The organism is Bacillus cereus group sp. N21 (genome assembly GCF_016483395.1).
GTDB classification, from domain to species: domain Bacteria; phylum Bacillota; class Bacilli; order Bacillales; family Bacillaceae_G; genus Bacillus_A; species Bacillus_A pseudomycoides.
Genome location: NZ_JAEHBX010000054.1, coordinates 1 through 21,741 on the forward strand (window position 1 = coordinate 1; position 21,741 = coordinate 21,741).

Consider the following 21,741-nt stretch of genomic DNA (forward strand, 5'->3'; position numbering starts at 1 on the left):
GATAATAGGTGGACTATAGAATGAAATTCACTGGTACAAAACTATAAATTCCCGGCCCAATTCAATTAGAATATTCATTAGTCGGAAACTTGGTGTGATCCGTTCGTATTTGAAATGGCTATATGAAATTCAATATATCCAAGAACCTCTTCATGTGGAAATTCTAAGTACGACCGTTAATAAACACCATAAACCCAAACGCGAGTTATCATATGAAGAAGTGAAGCAGTTGCTTCATTACTATAAGGATAATGAGATCAATTACGCTTTATTATCGGTCCTAGCTACTACAGGGTTACGTGTTGCAGAAGTTGCGCATGCAAAGTGGGAAGATCTTGAGTATGACGATATACGTGGACGTTATTATTTAACAGTAGATACAAAGGGGGATAATGAACGGATTGTTTCTATTAATAAGGAGATTTTTAATCGTATTGTTGCATTTCGAATCCGGAGAAGGTTACCTATAAACATTGGGAATAAAAATGGTGGGACTATATTTCAAACAAAGAACCATTCAGCTTATAGAGAGAATTACTTGTCACAATATATTTCTAAAGTCATTAAGGATACCAAGTTAGCCTTTACAGAGAATATAAGAATTACCCCTCACTTCTTTAGACATTTTTATGTACAGTACTTATATGATTACAAGGGGCTTGCACCTCATGTAATCGCAGCTGCAGTTGGTCATAAAAATGATAGAACGACAAAAGAAAATTATTTGAAACAACGATTAACGAAAGATAATGATGCAGGAAATTTAATTGGTGATGATGAATTTTAATGTGTAATTAATACATAATAAATTTAAAATAGGACAAGGTGAAACCAATATTGGTTTCACCTTGTCCGTTTAAATTGTTTTAAATATTTATACTGCATAGACTTCAATTTTTGTAGGATTAGAAAAGCGGCGTTCTAATTCTTTTTTGATTTTTTCAATAGCAAAGAACGCAGAAGATGCATATACAGTGATTACTTTTTTTATAAAAGTATTACCTGTTATTAAAATGTATCTTACTGAATATGATGAAATCATACTCTCACCCTTTCATATATCTATTGTGTTTAAGATATATGCCGATAGGTGTGGATATATTCTCAAAAAATATAAAATGATATTGTGAGCAGAATGAAAAATATCAAAAAGTTGATTTAGAAAAAGCACTGCCAAAGTCTTCAGCAATGCTTTTCGATTAGACGTACTACGATAATGAGCGTCTACTTTCTTCTATACGTTTGCTCATGAATAGAATACAAATTTGTATTTAACATAGGTTCTGTATGTTTTTATTCATAAATTGTTTGGCTTAGCTTCATAAGATAGAAATGAAGAGGAAATTGCCACTCTATGTTTCTAACTAACATTTTCGCACCAGAACTCTAAAAAGGGCTAACAATGATAATTTAGTATTGCACTTATTATTTTTCTACAACTACCATATTGTCATCAGTAATGCTTCTCACTGGAGATAGCAAAACCCACAAGAAAGAAAACATCCCACCACATACAGCAACAATAATTGTAGGATATAACCCAATCCAGGTACCTAGCAGCCCACCCGTAAACGCTCCAAGTGGAATACTTCCCCATACAATCGTACGCATTGTGGCATTCATACGCCCTAGTAAATGCTTCTCAGTAATCATTTGACGAAAACTAACTTGGGCAATATTATAAACAGTCATAGAAAAATTTACGATAAACAAGGCTACGCATATCATTGCGAACGCAAAATATTTGTTTCCAACTGCGCCTAAAAAGAATAATCCTCCAAGTCCTTGGCAAAAAGCAGAACCTACTATGACTGCACCAAATCCTAATCGTGCGACAAGTCGGCTACTTACAACTGCACTGATTAACGCTCCAATAGAACTTAGAGTCATTAACAGTCCGACAAGTCCCGCGCTAAGACCAATTTCTCGCGTAGCATATAAAATAAGAATAGCGAAAAGAACGTTTAGAAAAAAGTTTGTCGTCGCGGAACAGCCTGCGATTGCAGAAAGGTAACGATTCTTGAATACAAAACGAAGACCTTCTCCTATGTCTCTCCAAACACTAGAGTTTGATTTTGCATTTTTGTTTCGTTTAGGCTCATCTACTTTTAAAAAGAGTAGCATCATACCTGATATAACAGATGAAACTGAATTTAGGATGATAGCAAACGCCCCCGAAAACAACTGTACGAACATCCCTGCTAAACCAGGACCTGCCGTTTCAGAAATGGATCGACTTAATTCCAATTTAGAATTTCCGTCGGCCAATTGATCCTTGTTTAACATATAAGGGATGAAAGATTGATAGCCAATAGCATAAAACGTGGTACAGATTCCAGTAAGAAATGCCACAATCCATAAAGAAGGCATATTTAATGACCCCAAGACGAAAAGGAGCGGGATAATGAGCAGAATGGCTGCGCGACAAAAATCCATGGTAATCAGAAGTAATCGTTTCGGCAAATAATCAACCCACACTCCAGCAAACAAGCCAAACAAAAGGAAAGGTGCATACTCAACAGTACGCAATATCCCCATCTCAAATGGGGTAGCATTTAATGAAATCGTAGCAATTAATGGTAATGCCATTAGTGTAATTTGTGAACCAAATGAGGAAAGGGTCTCCCCAATCCAGAATTTCATGAAATTACTGTTTCTCCATAGTCCTTTCTTCTGCTCCACTTGTCCCTGTTGCACTTCAATCAGTTTAATAAGATCACCCTCTAAGTAGTAATGATATGTCTTAATTCCTTATAGCGATGGTTAAAGTGGTACTCATTTCCTAACATTTATTACCTCACATAAAGCTACAATTTAACCATAGATTATGGAATGTCGACAAAGTAACTCTCGTTCTAAATAAACTGTTTCTGCTGTGCCGGAGTAAACCACTCATTTAATTCTTTTAAGCCATCCAAACCCTTCATGATTTGGTCGTATTCAAGACCATAATCTAGAAGACAAGCGATTTCGTCTACCCCATATTGATGTAGACGTTCAACCATTGCTGCGCACTTTTTCTTAGATCCCATTAATGAACTCATTTGAAAGTATTTCTCGAATGCGAACTTAATAAGGGAATCTCGACTATTGTGCAACATGCACCTTACATTTTCGTCTCCATTCGGGTTCATAGTATCGTATTGATCTAAGAACGTATCTAAGTAATCTCGCAATGGTTCCCGGACTAGCTCTTTAACCTCATCATCCCGTTCTCCTACGTAAGTGTGTAACATTACAGCTACTGTGCCCTCTTCAGGGTCATGTCCATGTTCTTCCCGTTTTTCACGATAGAGCTTAATACGTTCTTTTAATCCATCAGCTGGATGATTAGAAAGAGAACATAAAATGTTGAATCCCATCTCTCCGGCCTTTTCCCAAGTGGCCGGATTACCGGAAGCTGTAAGGAAAAGAGGTAGCTCAGGTTGGATAGGTCTAGGTAACATACGGATATCAATCTCTTTCCCAGTTATGTCTGGGTATTTTACTGCTTCTCCACGCCATAGTTGGCGAATTTGTTCTAGATTTTTAAACATTAGTTCTTTTCGGTTGTCATACACCCCAGGATTTAAAACAAAATCGGCTGGATGCCAACCAGTAGCAACAGAAATTGCAACACGTCCACCAGAAAGGTTATCAACTACTGACCATTCTTCAGCAACTCGCAAAGGATTGTGTAAGGGTAATACAACGCTCCCTGCTCGCAGTTGAATGTTTTTAGTAACTGTTGCAAGGGCAGCACCTAGTACCGACGGGTTAGGATAAAGTCCTCCAATTTCCTGAAAATGTCGCTCTGGTGTCCATACAGCTTTAAGTCCATGTTGATCTGCAAACTTAGAGCTTTCTAATAACAAACGATACTTATCTGGTTTGTTTGAAGAGCCCTCACCAGAGAAGAAGATTAAGGAGAAATCCATCCCCTTCTTTTTAAGGCTTTCCGAAATGTTTGGTTTATCTGTATTTGCCACGTTATCTTTGGTAGCTGTTGCTTTTTGTTTTAGCCGCTGTTCTAGTATTCTACGTTGCTCAGGACTTAGAGCAGCCAACTTTTTTTCTAAATTACTCATTACACTTTCCTCCCCTTAGACAGTACGCTTACGCTCTAATCGTTTTTTCTTTCTTCTTTCCATCATACGCTCATCATTTGTTCGGAATAAAAAATCCCAGAGTGTAATAAAAAACGAATAATTACACTGATAATATTTGTGATGTTTCATATGAAATACCCCTATAGGAATGATATTTGTGATCTTAGATGTAATATTTGGATTGTGATCTAGGACATTTCGTGACAAGAAGATTTCATAGATATAATGGAACACAAACAGAATGATTCCATAAACCGGATCGAAAAATATTAACACAATAATCGGCAGAGTGAATGTAATCCATACGTCTAGAGTCTCTTTCCACCCTCCAAACCATAAGAAATAATCATGCCAAGGTGGCCATTTTGATTCTCCATACTCATACCGATGGTGTGCTGCATGAATTTTGCCCAAGACGTTTTTTTTGTGCGGGATGTGAGCAATCACATGCATGGTATAAGACCATAGCGTCCACAAAAGAAAGTACATTATAAGTTTTAAAACAAAAATCATATTAACACCTCCTTTAATTAGATTGAGACAAAAAATAAGCAAATACCGACTAATTTTTAACTACATCTGAGTGATGAATATTAACAATATCCCCAATTTCAGAGTGATGCACGATCGAGAAATGATCAGCAATCATTTGATGCAAGGAAAGGTTAGTCACCAATTCTGTCCAGATTCCTTCTTCTTCAGGAGAGTCTCCTGCACGGAACAATTGCACATTTGTAATTTCCAGTTTAGGTCGTTTTACAGGAATATATTTGTGAAATGCACGTGCTGTGGTCTTATAAATATCAATCAAACGACGTATATGCTCAGTGGATGTTCCAAGTGGAACTAATCCAAATGCTTCAAGTTCCTTGCACATAGACGCATGATCAATATTCAACTCCTGCCAAGACGAGATTATTGAATCAGAAATTGTTTTTCCTGAAAGTGCAGCTAATTGTCTAATGAAGTTGTAGAAAATTGAATCATCGGTTGCATCTCTATTCTTAGACAAATAACTATCAATAATAGCCAACTGAATAACCTCATGACCATCTTCCTTGAGCTTGCTGGCTATTTCATAAGCAATGAAGCCACCCATAGACCATCCCCCTAAGCGATATGGACCCTCAGGCTGTACTTCAAGAATTTCTTTAAGGTAATGATCTGCCATCTTCTCTACTGAATCTAATGTGGAGTTCTCCTCAACAAACCCATGATCTTGGAAAGCATAGAAAGGTTGGTCTTCTCCAAGCTGACGTGCAAGCGTGAAATAACAACTTACCGTTCCTCCCACAGGGTGGATGAAGAAAAGTGGAGTCTTCTCTCCTTTTTGTTGAATTTTTACGATGCATTTTTCAGAATCTAGCTTAGTACCTTTCGATGCCTCAAGTAACTTTATGCGTTCAATTTCTGCTACCCAATCCGCTAAAACTGGATATTCAAACAAAACTCTTAGAGGAACATTGCACTCAAACTTAGTTGCTGCCTGTAATACAACTTGAGTCGCCAACAATGAGTTCCCTCCTACTTCAAAGAAGTTATCCATAACTCCGATGTCAGGATAATCTAGCAAATCCGTCCAAATTGAGACAGCGATTTGTTCAGTTGGCGTTCGTGGAGCAACGTATTCTTTGGATTTAATGGCGTGCAACTCCGGTTTCGGAAGCGCTGCCTCATCCACTTTTCCATTTACAGTCAATGGAATCTGATCCATCACAACATAATGTGAAGGAACCATGTAATCTGGTAATCTACTCTTTAAGAAATTTCTAAGTTCATCAATTCTAACTGCAGAATCGTTTAATACAACATATGCTGCCAGCTGTGTGCTTTCATTTGCTAGTTTAAAAGGAACAACAACCGACTGAGATATCTTACCGTATTGCTCTATTGCAGCCTCAATTTCACCAATTTCTATCCTATATCCACGAATCTTAACCTGATCGTCCAAGCGTCCCAAAAACTCTATAGTCCCATCGGAAAGAAAACGTGCTTGGTCCCCTGTTTTATACAATTTATCATCTGAATTTTCAGAGAAACAATTTACTACAAATCGCTCCTTCGTCAGCTCTGGACGTCCCCAATATCCTTTAGCTACGCCTATACCACCAATGTATAACTCTCCGTAAACACCGATAGGTACAGGCCTTTGATTGTTATCTAGAATGTAGATTTCTACGTTATCTAGTGGAGTCCCTATAGGAACCACTTTCTGTGGATCCCATTCGGCATCTGGTTCAAACATAGTAGCAGTTATTGTTGTTTCCGTCAGTCCATAGTCATTGATCCATCTCACTTTACCATCTGTAACGTTTTTCCATGTCACATATGTTTCAGGTAAGACCTTTTCTCCGCCAACGATGACCAATTTTAAACTAGAAGGTAAAATGGCACGTTCATATTTCAGATCAGCTACAAGGGTACTCCAGTAGGCAGTCGTCGTATTTAATACTGAAATTTTTTCTTGCCCAATCCACTTTAAAAACTCTCTACCTTCGGAGATATATTTATCTTTCCAAAGAACCAAAGTAGCACCCGTTAGTAAAGTAGGGAATATTTCTTGCACAGCAACATCAAAACTAATCGAAGTGAACTGTAGCACATGATCTTGATGGTTAAGTTTAAATCGGTCTACTATGTTAAAGCAATGGTTAACTACTCCTTTATGTGATACCATAACTCCTTTAGGTTTGCCCGTGGAACCAGAAGTATAAATAACGTACATTAAATCTTCTGATTCTACCTTTAATTTGCTTGCTTCACGTGATTCCTGTGCGATCAATTCCCACTCGTCATTGATAGAAATAACCGTACACTGTTCACTACTTAAACTCTTTACTTCTGAATCTAAAGTAAGTAGAATTTCAACTTCAGAGTTATTAACCATAAATGCCTTGCGTTCCTGAGGATAAGATGGGTCAATTGGAACATAAGCATTGCCTGCTTTTAATATTCCTAAAAGCCCAACCACCATCTCTAGTGAACGTTCCATGCAAATTCCGACTAACTTACGGGGACCTAGTCCCTTATTAATTAAGTAATTGGCAAGTTGATTAGAACGTTCATCCAGCTCTCGATAGGTATACTGTTGATCTTGAAACCTTACGGCGATTGCATCAGGAGTGCTAGTGGCTTTTTGGGAAAACAGTTCATGAACACTTGCCTCTGGTAACTGTTTAACCTTGTTTTTACCACTCCACTTTTCAACAAGTTGTTGCTCTTCTGTTTCGGATAACAGCCGAATTTCTGAAATCGGTTGTTGTGGATTATCTACGCAAGCCTGTAATAAGTTTAAGAAGTACTTTAACAGACGATGAATGGTTTCAGTATTGAATAGATCAGTATTAAAATCCATAGAGCATACCAATTCGTCATTCTGTTCAGTTATGGTGAAGCTCAATTCCAGGGCGCTTGCCTTCTTTTTAAGATCATGAGTCTCCATTGCTATACCCTGAAAAGGCTGATCTTCTTCATCTTGGGCCGTGAGATAGGTTAACATGGTCTGGAAGAAGGGATTATGGCTCATGTTCCGCTCTGTTTTTAGCTCTTCAATCAATTTTTCGTAAGGAATATCTTTATGTGCAAATGCACCAAAAGCAACTTTACGTGTGCGCTTCAGCACCTCTGCAAACGTTGGGTTCCCCTCTAAGTTGTTCCGCAATACGAGGGTGTTAGCAAAAAGACCAATTAAATTCTGTAACTCAGGGCGATTACGGCTAGAAATTGAAGTCCCTACACATAAATCTTCCTGACCAGTGTATCGATATAGTAATGTTTGATATGCTCCCAACATCGTAATGAACATCGTCACGCCACTCTTACGACTCAATTCCTTTAAAGCTGTCGTAATTTCAGCAGGAATTTTCATGCGTATTCGCTCTCCATTGTGCGTCATAGCAACGGGTCTAGGACGATCCAATGGCATTCTCAGAACTGGAAGATCACATCCTAGTTTTTCCTTCCAGTATTTCAATTGTTTCTGGTACACGTTTCCTTTCGTATTCTGCTGTTGCCAATATGCATAATCAACAAATTGAATAGGGAGTGGAGGAAGTGTACTCATTTTTCCTTGGGCATAGGAATTATAAAAAAATCCAAGTTCTTGGATTAGCTTCTCTAACGATACAAAGTCGGCAATAATATGGTGAATCTTAAATAACAAAAACTGATCTTCATCCTCTAGTTGATACATCGATAAACTTAAGAGTGGGCCTGTCTCCAATAAAAATGGTTTTTGTATTTCTTCATCCATTAGAGTGATGGCTTGAGACTCACGGTCTTCTACCTGAGTTTTCCTCAAGTTTACTTTCTGAATAGGAATCCATAGTTTATCAAGAACAATCTGCTCTGGCTCATTTCCCCTAGTTTGAAAAACCGTGCGCAGTGTATCATGCCGGCTAACAATTTCATTTAAGCTCTTTTCTAAAATCTCACTCTGTAGTACTCCTTTTACTCTAAAAGCTAAATTAATATTGAAATGAATACTATCAGGTTCCAGTTGACTGAGAAACCAAAGCCGGTATTGTTCCACAGTAAGAGGAAGAGATTGTGTTCGAGATATACGTTCTAACGGTACAGTCTGGTTCATACCTTCCACCCTTTCTTTCGCATTTGGCATTTCATATTACTGTATGATTTATCATGACAGAGGCTCTTCTATCCAAAGCTATTTACAATCCACTGTCAGAATTGATAGCAGACCCCCAATCTAGAAATGATTAGGAGGACTGCTTAAATAATTTTTAAATTTCTTTGTAATAAAATACAGTGGCTTCTAATTTCCCATCAGCAGATTTAGCGTAATTCGGGATCTTTCCAACTTCAACATATCCAAGAGACTTATATAATGTGTTGGACGGATCACCTAGTCTGGTATCCAGGACTAAAAGTTTTATATCCTCTAACTTAGCCCGGCTTTGCAAGATGGTCATTAGCTCTCTTCCAATCCCTTTTTTACGTTGTTGAGTATGGACCATTAGCTTCGCCACCTCAGCTCTATGAGTTCCATTTTCCTTTAGCGAAAGGTGTAATTGAACTGCTCCACACAACTTATCCTCTAATTTAGCAGCCCACAAAATTACACCAGGAACCAACACACTCTCCCAGTATTCTTTTGCCTCTTCCCTACTCAACGGTGGTAAAAAGCCGATTGAAGCCCCCTCGTCAACAACATCAATTAATAAATCAGCCAAATCATCTAGCATTTTCCCATCAATTGATGTAACTTCTGTTATTTGCAATTGATCAACCAAATTGTTCCCGCCTTTATCCTTTAGTTGTGAAAAACTTTTCTAAATCTAGAGCCTCTCCCTCAAGCTCTTTGAGTATCTCTTCAATCTCTTCATCGGAAGTTTCCTCTAGTTCATTTCCTAATTCTCGCATACTTTCTAAGGCTTCTTCTACTTGCTTTGTAAGACCAGATATCGTAGGATCATCAAACATATCTTCAATTTGCAATTCAACGTCAAACTCTTCTTGAATGCGATTAAAAAGCTGAATGGCAAGTAATGAATGTCCACCAATCTCAAAGAAATTATCATTAACATCAATTGATTCTATACCAAACAATTCTTCCCAAATGGCTCCAACTTTCTGTTCAACTCCTAACGGACCTGTATTCTCTGTAGTCGCTGCCGTTAGATACTCAGTTTTAACAAGGACTGACTCTTCTTCTGTCACTTTTGTATACACATGTTCATTCTGTTCTGTTTCCTGTACTGGAGCTAGATTAGACGACATTCGATCAATCCAGAAACGTCTCCTTTCGAATGGATAAGTTGGTAGCGGAATACGATGTACTTTATGAGAATTATGGAGCCCTTCCCAGTCCACAGAACCTCCCGCCAACCATAAACGGCCAATTGCCGATAATAAAACAGTATTATCAGTTTGACGATCCTTAGGGTGACGAAGAAGAGGGAAAACAATAGGTTTCCGATCTTCAATCTCATGTCCCTTTATGAGTCCAGTAAGTGATTGTCCAGGTCCTACTTCTACTATGATAATGTCTTCTTCCAACAAAGTTTCCACACCTGCTGTGAAACGAACAGCACCTCTCAGATGCTTCGACCAATACCTTGGGTCGGTTGCTTCCTCGGACTTAATCCACGTACCAGTAAGGTTAGAGAGATATGGAATAGCAGGTGTATTCATTTGAACCTTGGATATTTCATCAACAAATTCATCTAAAATTGGATCCATCATTGCAGAATGGAAAGCATGAGATGTAATTAACATACGCGTTTCCACACCCTGCTCCTGTAACCTATTGTACAATGCCTCAATTTCTTCCTCTTTTCCTGCAATCACACACAAGTTAGGAGTATTGATCGCTGCAATAGACAATTCACCTTCAAGGTGTTCTTGTACCTGTGATTCTGAAAGAGCAACCGACAGCATTTTTCCAGTTGGCATTTGCTGCATTAAGCGACCTCGGATAGCCACAATTCGAAGGGCATCTTCTAGGGAGAATACACCTGCTAAGCATGCTGCCACATACTCACCAATACTATGACCTAGCATTAGACTAGGTTTTATGCCCCAAGATTCTAACAACTTAGCAAGTGAATATTCAATCGCAAAAAGAGCTGGTTGTGCAAGTGAAGTCTGCTGTAGCTCTTCAGATGTAAATACTTCGTTTTCTGGCTGATATAGAAGCTTACGAATATCTGTTTTAATCAATGGAAGAAGCGTATCACAACAGTAGTCAAACGTTTTACGGAATACAGGCTCTTTCACGTAAAGCCCGTGAGCCATTCCGACATACTGTGATCCTTGTCCAGGAAACACGAAGGCAACCTCACGCTTTTTCTTGCTCGATCCTCTAACCAGTTTGCTACTTTTCCGATTTTCCAGAATTTCTAGTGCTTCGTCTCTCGTTTGAGCAACTAGCATAACACGATGTGAAAATTCGCGGCGACCTGCCTGTAACGTATAGGCAACATCCGTTAAATCCACATCAAGATTTTGTTGGAAATAATCCTTCATACGTTCAACCGCACTGTCCAACGCGGTATCTGATTGAGCAGATAGGACAAGAAGCTGTTCGTTATGTGCTGATCTCTCAGGCTGTAATCTAGAAGGTAAAGCTTCTTCTAGAACAATATGCGCATTAGTCCCTCCCATTCCAAAATTACTTACAGCTGCTCGGCGTGGGATTCCCTTCTTTTCTTCCCAATCCCGAAGCTCTGTATTTACATAAAACGGGCTATTAGCAAAATCAATATTTGGATTTCCTTCTTCAAAATGTAAAGTCGGTGGAATCTTTTTATGGTAAAGGGACAGCGCTGCTTTAATCAAACCAGCAACACCTGACGCCACTCCAAGGTGACCAATATTAGACTTCACCGATCCAATGGCACAATAATTCCTCTCAGCCGTTTGCTCACGATACACCTGTGTCAGTGCAGAGATCTCAATCGGATCACCAAGTGGTGTTCCTGTTCCATGTGCCTCAACCATTCCTATCGTGAGTGAGCCGACTTCCGCCATCGCCATTGCATCCGCGATTACTTCCGCTTGACCATTGACACTCGGTGCGGTGAATCCAACTTTGTCTGCTCCATCGTTATTAATTGCACTTCCTTTAATGACGGCATAAATAGTATCACCGTCATTGCGAGCATCCTCTAGTCGTTTAAGTACAACGACTCCTACTCCGTTGCCAAAGATCGTACCCTTTGCATTCGCATCAAAAGGACGACAATGTCCATCTGGTGATTGAATCCCACCTGCTTGATACATGTATCCCGTTTTTTGGGGAGTTACAATTGACACTCCACCAGCAATCGCCATGTCACATTCGCCACTTAGTAAGTTCTGGACTGCATAATGAACAGCAACAAGAGATGTAGAGCAGGAAGTCTGCACACTTACACTTGGTCCTTTAAGGTTCAATTTATATGATACTCGAGTAGCCAAATAATCCTTTTCATTCCCATGACGAATATTTAGTTCCCCTACTGAATTATAAAGAGCCTGGTTGCTGTATAAATTAAACAGATACGTACTAGAAAATACACCAGCATATACGCCAATACGTCCAAGATATTTTTCTGGATCATATCCAGAAATCTCCAGAACTTCCCAACAACACTCTAAAAACAATCGTTGCTGCGGGTCCATGATTTCCGCTTCACGTGGGGTAAAGCCAAAGAAAGAGGCGTCAAACTTATCAATATCATTAAGTTCTGTACCAGCCTTCACATAATTTGGATTTTCATACTGAGATCGGTCAATGCCCTCTTTCTTCAGTTCCTCATCACTAAAAAAACGAATACCTTCCTTACCTTCTAATAAATTCTTCCAATAAGTTTCCAAGTTAGGCGCTCCTGGAAATCTACCATTCATACCTACAATTGCAATCTCTGATCCATTCTCTGAAGACATGGTCATAGCGTACATCCCCTTCTCTTTTGTCTATTATTATTTCTTTGTCTGTCTCTGAAGACGACGTTGTTGCAAAGCATTTCGTCGGTTACTTCCACGATCCTTAGATTTTCCAAACCGTAATGACTCTTCCCCATCTCCGCTAAGGTGCGTTGCTAAGGAAGACACGGTAGGGTATTGAAAAAAGTCAACTAAAGGAATATCTCGTTGTAGCAGTTTGGCTAGCTTAGTTTTAGCTTGTAAAATAAGCAATGAATGCCCTCCAATGTCAAAGAAATTGTCATGAATGCCTACTTGTCTCACTCCCAGTAATTCTTTCCATACTTCTCCTATCTCCTCTTCTAACTCTGTTGTTGGAGGGATAGATGATACAGAAAGCAGTTCATTAAATGAAATTGTCGGGTCAGGAAGCTTTCGACGATCCACTTTTCCGTTTGCATTAAGCGGAATTGCCTCAATCTTGACAAATGCCTCTGGAATCATAAACGAAGGCAATTTCTCCTTAACATAGGCACGTAATTCGGCAACTTCCACCTTCTCGTTTTGAGGAAGGAAATAAGCTGCTAATCTTTTGTCACCGTTAGTTGCCAAAACAGGAATGACCACTGCTTCTTTAACAAGAGGATGACTAGATATAATGGATTTAATTTCCCCTAACTCTACACGAATTCCCCGAATTTTGATTTGATCATCAAGCCTTCCTGCAATATCCAGTAACCCGTCTAGACGATAGATACCCATATCTCCTGTTCGATATACAATGTCTTCTGGGTCATCTGTGAATGGGTTAGGTATAAAAAGAGCATTGTCTTTTTCAGAAGCTTGCAAATATCCAAGTGTTCTAAAAGGTGTTCGAATGACAATTTCACCTGGTTCACCAATACCACAAAGCTGAAAATCTGTATTTACTACTAATACTTGAGTTTCAGGAAGCGGTTGTCCAATTGGTTGAACAAATGGTAGATTATCCTTCCTCGGAACTTCGAAATAACATTTTGCCAAAGTAGTCTCAGTTGGACCATACAAGTTAACTATTGTGGTATGATCGCCAAAAGTTGAGCGCCATGATTTGACTAAGCCTGCTGAAAGAGGTTCTCCTGCAAAGAAAACGTAACGCAGATGAGTAAGCTTAACATTTTCAATTTCCAACCATGACTGCGCTAAGCTAGGTACAGTATGAAAATAAGTAACCTTCTCTCTTTCCATCCATGGTAAAATCTGCGAAGCAGATAGATCCTCCTCTACATCCGGCAAACAAATCGTCGCCCCACTCGTCAAAGGAAGCAAGATATCCCGTAGTACAACATCAAAAGAAAGACCTGTTAACTGGGCAGCCCGATCTCCTGGTTCAATCCCAAACTTTTCCCGTTGCCATACAAGAAAATGCGCTAGTCCACTGTGCTTTCCAACAACACCCTTAGGAACGCCTGTAGTCCCGGAAGTAAAGAAAATATAGGCTGGATCATCTGGTTGTGGTAGTGAGAAAGTAGCTACCTCTATATTTTTTGAATCTTTCAGATTTGTTAGAGGTTGACCTTTCATCTCGTTAATGAAATGAACCTCTTTCCATTCAGTGTTTGTAAACAAGGAATCGTCTTCAGCTTGACGACTTCCAACATAAATCAGTCTATCAACACCTGATGAAAGCAGTATCTTTTGTCTTCTCTCTAATGGCATGTTCTTGTCTATTGTTAACACTACCCCCCCTGCGGTTAATACCCCCAACATACTAGCAATTAGACCGATACTACGTCGTCCAAAAATGGCTACAACCTCACCTTGATTCAGTCCCCCAGCATGTAGACTACTTACAATGCTTTGGACAGCTTCAGCCAACTCTCCATAAGTTTTCTTCTCTCCCCGATGGTTAATGGCTTCCTGTTCTGGATTTTGAAGAGTAACCCTACGGAACATTTCAGGAACCGATGGATAGAACGGTTTTTCTAGTTTCGCTTTTGGATTAGGTAGAACTTTCTTACTTCTATCCGTTGTAAGAGAATAAGAATCAATCGCCATTCCACTATGATTCACTACCTGTTTTAGTAGTGATATATATTGACTGGAAAGTTCTTCAATCCTTTTTTCACTGTAAAGATCCTTCTGATAAACAAATTCCAACTCCATACCATCTTGCTTGTCTTGTATATACAGTGTGAGAGCAAACTTGGATTGAGGATCTCCTACATCCATCTGAGATAGAGTAACATCCTGCCATTGTGCATTTTCAGTAGGTGTATTGACTAAATTAATCATCACATCAAAGATAGGGTTACGACTCAGACTACGTTCTGGCTGTATAATCTCGACTAACTTCTCGAATGACATATCTTGATGAGCATAAGCATCTAAGCAAACCTTCCGCACTCGCTTAAGTAAATCTACAAACGTCGGTTTTTGTGAAAGGTCAACGCGTAGTGCCAAAGTATTGACGAAGCACCCAATCAATGGTTCTGTTTCTGTGTGGGTTCGCCCTGCAATTGGTGTCCCAATAATCAAGTCTTCTTGTCTACTTAATCGATTAAGTAATACACTAAATGCTGAGAGAAACACCATAAACAATGTAACCTCTTCGCGATGACTGAGCTCTTTTAGCTTTTGAACGGTGTCATTTTGAATTTGTACCGTTTTACGACCACCACGGAATGTTTGTCGTTTAGGTCGTGGGTTATCAGATGGTAGCTCCAATATTGGTAATTCCCCACCCAATTGCTCAGACCAATATGTAGTAAGAAGTTCAAAATTTTCTCCGCTTACTTTATTGTTCTGCCATTCCGCATAATCAGCATACTGAACAGTCAACTCTGGCAAATTTGCTGGTCTCCCATGGAGATGAGCTGAGTACAACTCACCCAATTCTTGTATTAGCAACCCGATAGACCATCCATCAGATATAATGTGATGCATCGAAACTAATAGGACATATTCCGTTTCATCTAGCCATAGCAAGCTTACATGTAACAGGGGGCCTCTTTCCAAATCGAATGGACGACTAGTTTCCTCTAAAATAAATCTCTCTACTTCTGTTTCTTTCTTTTTTTCTTCCATCTCCCGAAAATCTATTAATGATAATGGAATGTGAAGGGTCGGAGAGATAATTTGTACTGGGCCATCTTCATCCTTAAAAGTTGTCCTTAGCGACTCATGTCGTTCAACAAGTTGATTTAGACAAATTTCAAATGCTTGTTTATCCAGCGCTCCCTCTATTCGAATAGCCGAGAAGATGTTATAAGCTACACTTTCAGGTTCTAGTTGATCCAAGAACCACAAGCGCTTCTGCGTAAACGAAAGTGGTATTTTACCCTCTCGAGACACCGGTAGAATTGTCTCGTTACTATGTTTCAGTCCTGATTCTAATTCACTCTTCTCTGCTCTGTCAGAAAATGTGACTTCAGAAGCCAGCCCAGCAATTGTTGGGTTATCAAACAAAGCCCGAAGAGAGATTTCTATATCTAAAGCAGAGCGTAAACGAGAAACGAGCTGTGTCGCCAATAGTGAATGACCACCGCATTCGAAAAAGTTATCGTAAATACCTATTTTCTCAACATGCAATACACTCATCCAAATATCTGCCATTTTCCTCTCAAGTACTGTGCGCGGTGCTGTGTATAACCGCTCCTGTCCACCAGTCATCTTAGGGTCAGGTAACGCCTTACGATCTACCTTGCCATTCGGAGATAACGGCAGATCCTCCAAAATAACAAATACTGACGGAATCATATAGTTTGGTAACTTGTCTAGAAGTTCATTCCGTAACCGAGTTGAAAAATCTTCTCCTGATTGCCTTTTGCCTTCTGGAACGACATAAGCAACTAAGCGCTTATCTCCCGGTCGAGTTTCTGTTGCCACGACAACTGTTTCCTTGACGCCAGCGCACCTTCTTAGCACCACTTCAATTTCTCTTAGCTCAATCCGATATCCTCGAATTTTCACTTGATGATCTATTCGACCTAAATACTCAATTGTTCCATCTGGCAAATACCTTGCAAGATCTCCTGTTCTGTACAAAAACGGCGTTCGCTCATCTCCATAGAGGTTGACAAGAAACTTTTCAGCAGTCATCTTTTTCTCGCCAATGTAGCCTCCACCTACTTGCACTCCTGCAATGCACAATTCCCCTGGTGTCCCTGCTGGTACAAGTCCCAATTCACTGTTCAAAATGTAGGTTTTATTGTTAGGGACAGGTCGCCCAATTGGCATAGGCTTATCTAGTAGTAGCTCCATATCAGGCAAACGTTTAAATACAGTAATATCAGTACATTCAGTAGGACCGTATGTATTTACCACCTCAGCATGACATGCTCTTGATGTGGTCCATGACACCAATCGATTGGCCAATATAGGTTCTCCCCCTAGGAAAACATGGCGCAACGTGCTTAACGGGGCATATTCGGTTGTAACAGCTTCATCCAATAACGGGTAAAAAGCACTTGGTGTACAACTTAGCAGTGTAATATTGTTCTTTTCAATCTCATTGGTAATCTCAGCTGCATCATAGAGTCCTGTTTGTAACAACACTAGTTGTCCACCAGTCATCAGCGGGGCGTAGATACTTTTCTGCGTCATATCAAAGCTTGGTGAAGTGATTAACAACATGCTATCCGTTTCCGACATCTGGAATTCACCAATATACCATTGCATTAAATTCTCAAAACCTCTTCGAAAAACGTTAACGCCTTTAGGTACTCCTGTAGAACCTGAGGTAAAAATTACGTACATATGGTTCGTTGCGCCTGCTTCATTCTGCAAATTGTGTTCTGGTTCAACTGCAATTAGTCCTGCCTCGCTATCTAGGCACACGATTGCTACCCCAGCCTCCCCAGACAACTCCTCTGCCCAGAGTTGTTTGGTCACCAACGCCTTCAACCCAGCACGCTCCACCATGTAGCGACGTCTCTCAAGCGGCAATGAAGGATCGACTGGGACGTAGGCACCTCCTGCCTTTTGTACAGCAAGCATACTGACCACCATCTCGGGGCTAGAATTCAGACAAATACCAACCAATGTGTCTACTCCAACACCAAGCGACTGTAATCGATGAGCTAATTGATTGGCTTTACGATTTAGTTCTCCATACGTTACTGTTTCTTCACCATATACAAGAGCTATTTTCTCTGGTTTTCGAGAAGCCCACGCCTCAAAGCCTTCTTGTACACTTATGGAAGGATATGCTACATCCGTCTCGTTCCATTGCTGTACCTGTTGTTGTACTTCCTCTTCAGTTAGCATCGGTAAACGGGCTACACTTTCTTCTGCATTGTTGGTTATTCCCTCTAACAGATTCAAGAAATGATTTACCATTTTCTTGATGGTTTCCCCATCGAACAAGTCGGTACTATATTCCAACGTTCCTGTGAAACCGTCCTCTGATTCCGTCATCTCCATCAGTAAATCGAATTTTGCAGAATGACGTTCAACCTGAATAACCTCTGTTTGGAGTCCTTCCAATGTAAAAGTATTATCCTGCACACGAAGAGAAAACATGTTTTGAAAAATTGAAGAAATTTGAATATCACGATCTGGTTGGACAACCTCCACCACTTTTTCAAATGGAACATCTTGATTAGAATAAGCTTCTATAACGTTCTGTTTAACGCTCTGTAGAAAATTGCGGAACGATACTTTTTCATCAATGTGACTACGAATGACTAAATTGTTGATAAAAAAGCCAATTACCTCTTCTACCTCTTCCCATTCACGGCCTGCTACTGGTATACCAACAAGCAAGTCATTCTGATTCGCATATCGGTACAGCCATACATTATATACAGCAAACAATGTCATGAAATTGGTCGTTTTCTCTCTCTGACTAAATTGTTTGATTGCTCGACTGACAGCAGGACTCACAGTAAATTCATAGGTTTTACCTCTGTTTCCACGTTTTTGAGAGTGTGGAGTAGCAGTGGACAATTGCAATACAGGGAGTTCACCAGAAAGTTGTTCCTTCCAATATTGCAGTTGCAATTCATATGATTCGCCCTGTAACCACTCTTTCTGGAAATGGGCAAAATCGGCATATTGGATCGGCAGCTCCTGTAGCTCGATTTTTTCCTGATGGACAAATGCCTTATAAAGTTGAGACAATTCTCTCATCAATACATTTGTCGACCAACCATCTGAAATAATATGATGTAAATTAACTAATAGAAGATGATCCCTTTCACTAAGACGAATTAAACGAACATGAAAAAGAGGTCCTTCCTGTAGGTCAAAAGGTGTTTCTGCCTCTTTTTCAGCCAAATCGATTGCATGTTCCCAACGCACACTTTCCTCCAAAGGAGTTAAATCATCAATTAGGAGCCTCCATTGAAGTCTTTTGCGAACGATTTGAACAATCTCTCCATCTATTTCACAAAACGTAGTACGTAGTGTATCGTGGCGATTAATTATATAGTAGAATGCCCGCTCCAGTGCTTCTAGCTGAATAACGCCCTGTATCCGTATGGAAGTAGGGATATTATAGACAAACTTATCATCAAGTAGTTGATCCATTAACCATAGTCTTTTTTGAGCAAATGAAGCATCAAAAGAATAAACCTCATCTGCTTGTTCTTCCACCAAAACTTCCTCTGTTGAATGCTGAGATACATTCTTCATTAGTTTCTCCCCTTATTAACTCTAGTTACCAATTAAAAAGATTTTACTAGTTCAAACGATGTTTTTCGCGGGAAAGCTTAGTAATTCGTTGCCTTCCATTCTTATTAGAGACCTTCTTATTTCCATCAATTATTACCGCCAATTTAGAGACGGTCGGGTGGTCAAACAGAGACTGCATAGAGAGCTCTGTATTTAAAGCAGAACGAAGACGATAAACTATCAGCATCGCTAACAAAGAATGCCCACCTAGAGTGAAAAAATTGTCATGAACTCCAACTTTTTCATTGCCCAGGACTTCACTCCACACCTCTGCGATTACTTGCTCTACGGAATTACGTGGTGCAACATACTCCACCTGATCAAAGCTAGATTCATCTGGAACAGGTAAAACCTGTCGATCCACCTTTCCATTGTGATTCAACGGAAACGCCTCTAGGAACACATAAGCTGAAGGCACCATATATTCTGGAAGTAGCCCTTGTAAATACTCCCTCATCTCATTCACATGCATTTCTTTTCCAACCTCTAGGACCACATACATCACGAGGTTCTTGTCTCCATTTCTATCTTCACGGACCACTGTCAATGCTTCTCGTACTGAAGAATGCTCCATGACAACCCTTTCAATCTCTTCCAATTCAATTCGATAACCACGAATTTTAACTTGGTGGTCAATACGCCCTAAATACTCAATGTCTCCATTAGCTAGCCAACGTACTAAATCACCAGTTCGGTACATCTTCACTCCAGTTTCCCAAGGACAAGTAACAAACCTCTCTTCACTCAGCTCATGACGATTCAAGTAACCGCGGGCAACTCCACTACCAGCAATACACAATTCCCCAGCTACCCCAATTGGCTGAAGACTTAACTGTTCGTTCACGATATAAGCCTGTACATTAGGCAATGGCTTACCTATTGGTATGCTCCCGAGCTTAGAATCATTCACAACAGAATAGTTTGTTGCATAGATAGTAATTTCTGTTGGTCCGTATAGGTTTTCTAGGCGCACATCATGGAGCATTTCCTTGAAATTGTAAGCCACTTTCTTTGGAAGAGCTTCTCCTGCCACCAACACGTACTTTAATGCTGATAAGCTCCAATCGTTACGATCTTTAAGGACCTGAACAAAGACATTTAATAATGATGGTACAAAATTTACATGTGTCACATTTGATTCATGCAATACCTCTAACAGTTTCTCTGGATCTTTTTCCGCTTCTGGTTCGAGTATGACCAGATGACCACCGCCACGAACCCAACCAAACAACTCACTTACAGATACATCAAAAGTAAACGGCGTTTTTAGTAAATAGACATCCTCGACTCCAAATGGATATCTCTCTTCTAACGCTGTCAGGATATGCATCATATTATGATGTTCAATCATAACGCCCTTTGGTTTTCCTGTGGAACCTGACGTATAAATGACATATGCTAGATCAGTAGCTTTGTTCACAGATACTAAGTTGCTTTCCTCATTAGCGTAAGAGGCCTCATCGTCTAGATTTAACTTTTGGTAGTCACCTTCCAGTCTATCCATGAACTTTGCTTGCGTGAGCACTACTTCTGCGCGACTATCTTCAAGAAGATACTTCACCCGTGCCTGAGGATATTTGGGATCAATCGGTATATAAGCACCTCCTGCTTTAAGAATGGCAAAAATTCCGACAAGCATCTCTACTGAGCGCTCTGCCATAATTGCAACCAAGCTATCCGGTTGAACCCCTTTGTCTCTAAGTGTTCTTGCCAACCGGTTTACTCTTGCATTAAATTCTTGATAAGTAAGGCGGATACCGTCTCCTACAATCGCTGGTGCTGTTGGCCTTTGAGCAACTTGAGCTTCAAATACATCCATGAATTTAAGGCTCGAGTCAAAATCGAGTTGAGTTTTATTATAATCAGCAATCCATTTGCCATCACTTAATGTCAAAAGGCCAACATCTAGCAACTTAGTCTCTAAATTATTCAACACCTGTTCTAGCACTTTAAAATAATGACTTACAATTCTATCAATTGTCGCTGGTTGAAAGGAAAGCGTATTGTGTTTGATGCTAAGATCTATGCCGCTCTCTCCCTTTTTGAAAGAAAAAAGAATTTTAGGGCACTCTTCGTTAAATGTTGATGCATGAATGTTTTCAAGTTGAACCCCGGTTTCATAAAAAGGATTCTCCCCTGGAGCCATTTTTAACTCTAGCTCTTCTGCTAGAACGTCCATCGGGTAATTTTGGTGCTCGATCGCGTCTAAAACTGTTTGCTTCATCTGGATTAGGAGACTCTTAAATGTCAGATCTCCCTCTAATCTACTTCTTAAGACGAGACGGTCATTCATCATATTCTCTGAAACAGGATCAAGAACTGGCTGTCCAATAACAATGTCTTCCATTCCGGTGTATTTATAAAGTAGTACCGTAACGGCAGCCGCAAGCACCACATGTAAAGCATAATCATTATTATTGCTGACTTTTTTCACTTTGACCAATAGATCGTCTGAAAATTGATAATTAGACGAAGAAACATTTTCCTGAGACTTAGATTGATAAGAGTCAGATGGAAAACAGGCTACTTTCCTGTGCCCAGCCAATTTTTCTCTCCAATACGCTCCTTCTTTCACCTGCTGGTTCGCAATAATCTTTCGATAACTCTTTATAACTTTCGTTCCACTCATTTC

At 39.8% G+C, this 21,741-nt stretch carries 9 protein-coding genes and 1 pseudogene; 1 reads left to right on the forward strand and 9 read right to left on the reverse strand.

The window, feature by feature from the left end:
* Positions 1-76: 76 nt before the first annotated feature.
* Positions 77-787 (forward strand): annotated as a pseudogene (locus JDS96_RS22800) (tyrosine-type recombinase/integrase); the annotation flags it as partial.
* A gap of 87 nt (positions 788-874) precedes the next feature.
* Here JDS96_RS22800 and JDS96_RS22805 read toward each other — a convergent pair.
* The 9 genes from JDS96_RS22805 to JDS96_RS22845 all read right to left on the reverse strand — a co-directional run bounded on the left by JDS96_RS22805 (position 875) and on the right by JDS96_RS22845 (position 21,738).
* The gene (locus JDS96_RS22805; protein WP_000625960.1) at positions 875-1,042 is read right to left on the reverse strand and encodes a hypothetical protein; all 168 of its coding nucleotides are present in this window, start codon (positions 1,040-1,042) and stop codon (positions 875-877) included.
* Positions 1,043-1,425: 383 nt separating this feature from the next.
* A complete protein-coding gene (locus JDS96_RS22810; RefSeq protein ID WP_307838203.1) occupies positions 1,426-2,697 on the reverse strand; it encodes an MFS transporter in 1,272 nt (423 codons plus the stop codon).
* A gap of 158 nt (positions 2,698-2,855) precedes the next feature.
* Complete coding sequence (locus tag JDS96_RS22815) at positions 2,856-4,067, reverse strand: MupA/Atu3671 family FMN-dependent luciferase-like monooxygenase (RefSeq protein ID WP_199668086.1); 1,212 nt, start codon at positions 4,065-4,067, stop codon at positions 2,856-2,858.
* 15 nt (positions 4,068-4,082) lie between these two features.
* Complete coding sequence (locus tag JDS96_RS22820; protein ID WP_199668087.1) at positions 4,083-4,601, reverse strand: sterol desaturase family protein; 519 nt, start codon at positions 4,599-4,601, stop codon at positions 4,083-4,085.
* Positions 4,602-4,650: 49 nt separating this feature from the next.
* Entirely contained in the window at positions 4,651-8,676 is a 4,026-nt protein-coding gene (locus tag JDS96_RS22825; RefSeq protein ID WP_199668088.1) for a non-ribosomal peptide synthetase, read from the reverse strand.
* Between the two features lie 154 nt (positions 8,677-8,830).
* Positions 8,831-9,340, reverse strand: coding sequence for a GNAT family N-acetyltransferase (locus JDS96_RS22830; RefSeq protein ID WP_199668089.1), 510 nt, complete (start codon positions 9,338-9,340; stop codon positions 8,831-8,833).
* Between the two features lie 13 nt (positions 9,341-9,353).
* Positions 9,354-12,482: a type I polyketide synthase gene (locus JDS96_RS22835; RefSeq protein ID WP_199668090.1), complete on the reverse strand. Its 3,129-nt coding sequence runs from the start codon at positions 12,480-12,482 to the stop codon at positions 9,354-9,356.
* Positions 12,483-12,512: 30 nt separating this feature from the next.
* Positions 12,513-19,070: a non-ribosomal peptide synthetase gene (locus tag JDS96_RS22840; protein WP_199668091.1), complete on the reverse strand. Its 6,558-nt coding sequence runs from the start codon at positions 19,068-19,070 to the stop codon at positions 12,513-12,515.
* A 46-nt stretch (positions 19,071-19,116) separates the two neighbouring features.
* Complete coding sequence (locus tag JDS96_RS22845; protein ID WP_199668092.1) at positions 19,117-21,738, reverse strand: non-ribosomal peptide synthetase; 2,622 nt, start codon at positions 21,736-21,738, stop codon at positions 19,117-19,119.
* Between the last annotated feature and the right edge of the window lie 3 nt (positions 21,739-21,741).